Annotated in this window: 7 protein-coding genes; all 7 read right to left on the bottom strand. The window is 72.0% G+C overall.

Annotated elements, in window-relative coordinates:
* Positions 1 to 464 precede the first annotated feature (464 nt).
* The gene (locus tag VHU88_13165; protein HEX3612629.1) at positions 465 to 1,223 is read right to left on the bottom strand and encodes a glycosyltransferase; all 759 of its coding nucleotides are present in this window, start codon (positions 1,221 to 1,223) and stop codon (positions 465 to 467) included.
* Positions 1,220 to 1,822, bottom strand: a complete 603-nt coding sequence (locus VHU88_13160) for a methyltransferase (protein ID HEX3612628.1) — start codon at positions 1,820 to 1,822, stop codon at positions 1,220 to 1,222. The genes VHU88_13165 and VHU88_13160 overlap by 4 nt, the downstream gene beginning before the upstream one ends.
* Entirely contained in the window at positions 1,819 to 2,565 is a 747-nt protein-coding gene (locus VHU88_13155) for a PIG-L family deacetylase (protein ID HEX3612627.1), read from the bottom strand. The genes VHU88_13160 and VHU88_13155 overlap by 4 nt, the downstream gene beginning before the upstream one ends.
* Entirely contained in the window at positions 2,562 to 3,548 is a 987-nt protein-coding gene (locus VHU88_13150; protein ID HEX3612626.1) for an acyl-CoA dehydrogenase family protein, read from the bottom strand. The genes VHU88_13155 and VHU88_13150 overlap by 4 nt, the downstream gene beginning before the upstream one ends.
* Positions 3,549 to 4,019: 471 nt before the next feature.
* Positions 4,020 to 4,850, bottom strand: a complete 831-nt coding sequence (locus tag VHU88_13145; protein HEX3612625.1) for a sigma-70 family RNA polymerase sigma factor — start codon at positions 4,848 to 4,850, stop codon at positions 4,020 to 4,022.
* A gap of 853 nt (positions 4,851 to 5,703) precedes the next feature.
* Positions 5,704 to 6,654, bottom strand: a complete 951-nt coding sequence (locus VHU88_13140; protein ID HEX3612624.1) for a TIGR03557 family F420-dependent LLM class oxidoreductase — start codon at positions 6,652 to 6,654, stop codon at positions 5,704 to 5,706.
* A gap of 322 nt (positions 6,655 to 6,976) precedes the next feature.
* Positions 6,977 to 7,150, bottom strand: a 174-nt coding sequence (locus VHU88_13135; protein ID HEX3612623.1) for an ornithine decarboxylase, incomplete at its 5' end; no start/stop codon positions are given.

Genomic DNA, 7,150 nt, shown 5'->3' with positions numbered 1-7,150 from the left:
TCGACCAGTCCGGGGTACCTGCCTCGCCGCCGGCCAGGAACTTGCGCTCGATCTCCGTCACGTTCTGCATACCGAAACACCTGCCCGAGACGTCAAGGACTCACACCGAGCCGATCCCACGTCGGGTCAGGACCCCGACCGTCCACCTCGACCGGAGCCGGCGGATGAACAAGCTCGGCTTTCGGGGAGAAACGCGGTTCGGTCAGCAGGTGCGCCGGGCCCGGTGGGTCCGCGACCGCGCCGCAGGCGAGCAGATTGTACGAAACACTTTCTGCCGGCCGTACTCACCGTGGTCGTGGCAAGCGTGGCTTTGACACCCCAAATTCCAGCGACCGTCGCAACACCGAATGGTGTTCGGCGGACATCAGATCACTGCTGACGGTCAGTCAGGTCAGGTTGAGATGGCCACAAGCGCCGCCGTGTTCGAAAGTGAGTGGTTGCGCTTGCCTGCAACGACTGGACCCCTACTGGGCGGACCCCTGTACCGGGACCGCGCAGGGCTCAGCGCCCTCCGCTGCGGGCACCGCGGGAAGGACCTCCAGGGCGGTGCGGTGCAGGTACGCGCCGAATCCGTCGGGGGCGCGCGGGTCGGCTCGTGCGCTGGTGGTGACCGGCACGTCGAGGGCGGACAGCACCCGCAGCCGCCGGCGGCGAGCCCGACGGACCAGGTCGACGTCCTCACCGGTGGTCAGTTCGGCGAACCCACCCAGCTCCTGGTAGGCGGTGGCGGAGATCCCGAGGTTGGTGCCGTGGACGTGCCCGTGGCCGCGGCGGCCGGTCCGGCGCAGGTAGCGCCGCTGGTACTCGCCGGCGAGGTCCGCGGACCAACCTGTCCAGTCCGCCACCTTGACGGTGCCCACCACCAGGTCCGCGCCGCGGGCGGCGTGGTGCAGGTGTCTTTCCACCCAGTCGACCGGGACGAGGGAGTCGGCGTCGGTGCACATCAACCACAGGCCCGCCGGGCCGGTTCGCAGCGCCGCGGTCATTCCGGCCCGCCGGGCCGCACCCACGTTGCGTGCCTGCACCTCCAGTACCACGTCCGCGGCCGGCTCGGGGACGGTCGTGCCGTCGGTGCACGCGTCCAGGACCACCACCACCTCCACCGGAACCGGAGCACTGGCGGCGGCGCGGCGTATCGCCTGCAGCGCAGCGGGCAGGTTCGCGCGCTCGTCGTGGGCCGGGACGATCACAGCCACCCGGTCCGGGCCCGGTCGAGGGCTCAACGCAGACCGCCGTCCTGGGCCACCGATCGGGCCGGGCCGTTGCGCCGCACCTCGAGCAGGAAATCGTCCTCCACGTGACGGGCCGTCAGTTCCAGGTCGGTGCGTCGGTGCAGGGCCGCGTGGACGGCATCGCCGCACGAGGGGTATCCCTCGACCTGGGGGCGCCAGTGCACCGCCAACAGGTCCCCGCCAGGTTCCAGCGTTTCCTGGAGCAGGTCCAGGGTCGATTCCAGGTCGGCCGGGTCCAGGTAGTAGCCGACCTCGGAGAATACGACCAGGTCGAACCGGCCCGGGGGCCGGTCGACCGGCAGTCGCCCTGTCGTGACCGTAACCGTCGGGTGCCTGGCCAGGGCGGCGGTCGCTGCGCGTACGGCTGCGCCGGCCGGGTCCCAGGCGAGCAGTTCCTCGCACCGGTCGGCCAGCAACGCGGTGAGCACGCCCACCGAGCAGCCCGGTTCGAACGCGCGCCGGTAGAGCGGGCGGGGCAGCACCGCCAGGCTCAACGCGTACTTGCGTTTCTCATACCAACGCTCCCGGAACCCCCACGGGTCCTCGGCGGCGGCGTACATCCGGTCGAACCACTCGGTCGGCAGGCTCACGCCGACCCGCCCGCGGCCGGCAGCAGCACGAACTCGGCCGGGCGGTCGAAGCGTTCCAGCACGTGCGGGGGCAGAACCGCCCGGTCGGCGTGGTCCGGCCCCAGGGCCGTGGTCTGGCTGGTGAACTGCGCCAGGGCCGCAGCCTTGGCCGCGCGGACTGCCGGGTCCAGCTCGATGCGGTGCAGGCGGTGCCACGGGATTCTCGGGTCCGCGGGCCCGGCCCAGTGCCAGGTCCACACCGGGTACTCCCACAGGACGGCGCCGAGACTCGCGCAGGCGCGGGCGGCGGCCCGCCCGACGGTGTCGTGGTCCGGGTGCCCGTCGTGCCGCCAGGTCGCCAGGCAAAGGTCGGTGGCGGTCAGCAGTCCGGCCAACTGCTCGGTGAGCAGTTCTTCCTCGACGGCGCCGTCGGGGTGGGACAGTTCCAGGACCTGTGTTCCGGTGGCATCGAGCTGGTCCAGCCCTGCGGCACGTTCCCGGCGTCGACGTGCTCGTAGCTGCTCGCCGGTGACGGTCGAGCCCGGGTGGGAACCTTCCCCGCCGGTGACGCCGATCAGCAGCTGCGGTGGGCGGATGGCCATCAGGCCCCCGACGCCGAGCACCTCGTCGTCGGGGTGCGGGGCCACCACCACCAGCCGGTTGCGGGGCGGCGGGCTCACGACCGGCAGCTCGCTCAGGCCCGGCCAGGCTCGCCAGACCTGCTCCGGGGTCCCGGTCCCGGTCAGGTCGACCAAGCCCGTCACCACCCGCCCCCCAGGAGCGGGGCCCCGGGCGGGGCGGGCATCGCGCCCAGTGCGGCCAGGTCGCGTTCGGCGTGCGACTGGCGCAGGTAGACGGTCAGGTCGGCGACCCGACGGGCGTGATCGCGGTCGTGGCACAGGGGCCGTGCGCCGGTGGCGCGCCCGACCCGGTCCAGTACCTCACCGGCGCTGCGTTCCACCACCGCCCGGGTCAGCCCGGCCAGTCGGGCCGCCTGCTCCCTCGGGTGGGCGTCGATCCACCCGGCGGCCTGGGTCAGGACCGCCGCCGCTGCGGCCAGCGCCGCATCCACGCCACCGAGGTGGGCCAGGGTGTGCGGGTCCCCGTCCGTGGCCAGGTCGCGCAGCAGGTCGGCCACCCCGACAGCGCCGCCGAACCAGCACGCCCCGACCCCGACAGCGCCGTGCGCGAAACCGGGACGGGCGGTGTAGGCACCTGGCCCACCGACCGGTTCTGCGCGGGCGGCCATGAACTCCACGGTCCGGCTGTCGCTGTCGGCCATCCCCAACGCCGGCCAGGTTCCCGGCAGCGCCCGCACCCGCGGCTCGCCGTCCACCTGCACGGCGAACAGCCGGATCCCGTCCGGTGCCGCCGCGCACACCAGGGCTCGTGTGCAGATCCCGGCACCGGAGCAGAACGGGCGCCGACCGGTCAGCCGCCACCGCCCGTCGACCGGGACCGCCCGCAGCCCGGTCGGGTCGGCCGCCCACACCCCCCACCGCCCGGTCCGGTCGACCGCGGCGCCGAGTTCGTCCAGGACCGCGTGGGCGTCAGCATGACCCTCGCCCAACCGGGCCCGCACCGGGTCCACGCGACCCAACGCGGCCAGCGCCTCCAACCGATGCAACGTGCCCCCACCGCCGGGGCGGGGCAGGTCCAGCGAACCGTCAGCCACCGCGGCGACGAACCAGTCACCGACCTCGCGCCCACGCTCCCGGGCGGGGGCCTGCCGTGGCTGAGTGTCCAACTGCCGTCCTGTCCAACTGCACGGGGGCTGACCCCGCGCGCCTCCCGCGGGTCCGGTGGGAACGGCTTACCCGCAGGCGGGCGAAACAGGCAACGCGCACCGGGTCCGGTGAAGGTCCGACCCTTCATCTCGACCTGGGTCTTCAACAAGGTTCAGGAGTGGGCGGACCGGTACAACTACCGTCGCCCCCTCGCCGGCCGCGCTCCCTACGAACGCCTACGCCTCGAGACCCAGCCCCCTACGGCCCGGGAACGTCGAACCACAGCCTCAGCTGCACAACCTGGCAGCGCGGCAGCAACGAGAACCTCAACTGGAGGATGCGCCCGTACTTTCCGGAGAAGACGGGACCTCGCGACCGCCAGTCCCGAAGGACTTCCTTCGCGTGGTCGCAGAATTCAACCACCGACCGCTGGAAGCCCTGGCGTCGTGACCCTTGGGCCCGAGGGCCGGTACCGGGTGTGGCGCCGCCGCTCAGGCCGCGGGTCGGTGGCCGAGCATTCCCGCGCGCAGTTGCTCGAGGATTCTGGTCAGCATGCGGGAAACGTGCATCTGCGAGCAGCCGATCTCGGTGCCGATCTGGGCCTGCGTCAGCTCCTGTACGAAGCGCAGGTGCAGCACGCGTCGGTCCCGCTCGTCCAGTTCGCACAGCAGCGGCCGAAGGGTGGTGAGGTCGACGACCAGGTCCATGGACCGGTCGGTGTCGGGCAGGACGTCGGCGAAGGTGTAGTTCTCATCGCCGTCCCCGCCCAGGGGTGCGTCGATGGAGGCGGCGCTGAAGTGGTCCTCGGCGGCCAATGCCTCGGTGACCAGGTTCTGCGGCAGGCCGCAGTAGTCGGCCAGTTCCGCGGCGCTCGGTTCGCGGTTGAGGCGATGAAGCAGGGCCTCGTTCGCGCTGCGCAGCGCGGCCTTGGTCTCCTGCAGGCGCCGCGGTAGTCGTACCCAGCGGCGCTTGTCGCGGAACCAGCGGCGGATCTCGCCCTGCACGGTGGGCCGGGCGTAGGAGATGAAGTCGCTCCCGCGGTCCGGGTCGAACCGCTCGATGGCCAGCACCAGTCCCAGGTAGCCGACCTGACGCAGTTCCTCTGTGTCCAGGGCAGGATTGGCGTAGCGGGCGGCCAACCAGCGCACCAACCCGCCGTGGCGCCTCGCAAGCTCCTCCCGGATCCGGGCGCGTTCGGCCGGACCCGCGGTGCGCATTTCTCGGAACAGATCCTCGTCGCAGACCTGCGTCGGGCGGCAGGTTGCGGAACTGCCCGCTCCTGCGTCGCTGGTGCCGTCCTCGTCCTCGGTCGGTGTCCTCATGCCGGCTTGTCCTCTACGCGCGGGTCCGACGCCGACTGCGTGACGCGGACCCAACGGACTGTCCCCGCGGGACCGCCCTCCTGTGGAGGATCTTCACCTCGTTGCCAAGCCCGAAACACCGCCGAGCGGTGATGAGCACCATTCCGACCGGCACGCGGGCGCGGCCGGGAAGCACAACCCACTCGAGAATTTCCTGCGATGGGGACGTGGAAACGCCTTCGCCACATCGACCACGGGTCGTGGCGGCCAGATCCGGCCGGATGTCGAGGCGCTGATGCGCCGGTGGGCGCCGTGGATCGCAGTGCTCGTACCCGCCCCGGCACAGTCCTTCACGAGGTTGCGGGTGGCGCGGTCGGCGCCGGTGTGGATGCGCAATTCGTCCACCAGGCCGTCGTGGCCCGCCAGTCCCGCGCTGTCGCGAATGCCTTGGGTTGCCAGGGCTTCCGCCTGCCCGCAGGTTTTCTGACCCACCATCGACCAGCGCCGCGGGCCCGGTGGTCGCAGAACGCTGTACCAGGAACCATGGCCTGCACGGGTCGGACGACACTGCCGCCGCGCGAGGCTCAACCGCACTCGGGGACCCGGGTCGGCCCCTGAGACAGACCGTTGCGGCGGCACCGAAGATCGGTTGAACGTGGGTGCGGCTCCGAGGGGCCGGCGTGCGGCTTCATCGTCGGTGAAGGCGTTTCCGGGGCGGGCGAAGGGGGCCGGCACCTGCGGTTGCGTGCACGGCCTACCGGTCGGTGGACCTGCCGGGCCGCCGCCGCTGCAACGGTGTGCTCAAACAACCGGCCGCGGACGAACCGCCCCATGGGCACGTCGATGTCTGGCTCGGCGCTGCAACCGGCGGGGCCTAGCGCAGCAACGGCAGGACGCGGTCGGTGAGGAACTGCAGCGCCCCTTGCTGGTCCGGGCCCATCTGGGAGATGTAGACCTCGTCGAAGCCGATCTGGACATACTCGCGGATCGCGTCGGCGACCTGTTCGGCGTCCGGGCCGCAGGGGATTTTCTTCCTGATCTCCTCCGGGGTGGTCATCTCCCCGATCGCCTCGAAGCCATGCCACATCGGCACGTCCTGGGCCAGCTGGCCACCGGCGCCCTCGAAGCCCCACAGGCGGTGCGCGGTCCGCGCGGCCTCGTCCTCGGACTGCGCCCAGCAGATCTTCAACCCACCCTGGGTCAGGCCGTTGCCGCCCGCGCCCTGGTAGGTCTTCATCCCGTCCGCGTCGGGGCTGACGGTGACCCATCCGTCCCCGACCCGGGCTGCCAGCTCGACCGCTTCGGCGCCGAACCCGGAGACCAGCACGGGCGGCGGGGCCTGCGGGGTGCTGAAGATCCGCGCGTTGTGCACCGTGTAGAACTCCCCGTCGTGGGTGACGACCTCTCCGGTCCACAGGTCCCGGATCAGGCCGATCGCCTCCTCCAGGCGAGCCAGCCGCTCGCTGACCGGCGGCCACGCGTCGCCGAGGATGTGCTCGTTGAGGGCCTCCCCCGAGCCGACCCCGAACCTGAACCGGCCCGGCGCGATCGAGGCGAGCGTCGCGGTGGCCTGGGCCAGCACGGCAGGGTGGATGCGGAAGGTCGGACAGGTCACGGCGGTGGTCATGCGCAGCTGCGTGGTCGCGGCGATGCCACCGAGCACGGACCAGACGAACCCGCTCTGCCCCTGAGCCTGGGTCCAGGGATGGAAGTGGTCACTGACCCAGATGCGGTCGAAGCCGGCGCGTTCGGCGGCGTGGGCCGTGTCGATCAGCGTGCGGGGGGCGAGTTCCTCGCTGGAGAGGAAGAATCCGAATTCGGTCACCTCCCGCCCCTTCCCCGAACGGCAGCTCCGCACGCACCGCAGGCTGGGCGAACCGGTCCGCCCGGGACCTCATGACGCATCGTCACGTCTGAGGGTCCTTCGCTGCACCGGCCGGGGCGCGGCGCCGGGTGGGTGGGCGATCAGCGTCTTGTTGCCGCGCAGTTTCCTTCAGCGAGGTGGTGTCGACCTCTGCGCCGGGATCCCGTCCACCGTGCCTCGGGCCCCACAGCTGAGCCGCGAGGCGCACCCAGCTGCAGTGGCGCATCGTCAGATCCGCACCGCAGGCGCGAGGGAGCGCCACGCGCTGGGCGGATCGGCGGGCTCAGGCCACCACCCGTACCGTCGACAGGGACGGGTCGACGGCGTCGGGGACCAGCATGCCTGCTGCCACGCCGGTGGCCAGGTAGTCCAGGACCTGCGCGGTGATGACCTCCCCCGGCGCCACGGCGGGCACGCCCGGGGGGTAGGGGCTGAGGATCTCCGCGGCAACGCGCCC

The organism is Sporichthyaceae bacterium, assembly GCA_036269075.1.
Classification (GTDB): domain Bacteria; phylum Actinomycetota; class Actinomycetes; order Sporichthyales; family Sporichthyaceae; genus DASQPJ01.
Note: the sequence above shows the minus strand (reverse complement) of the source record. Positions and strands in the feature narration are given on the sequence as shown.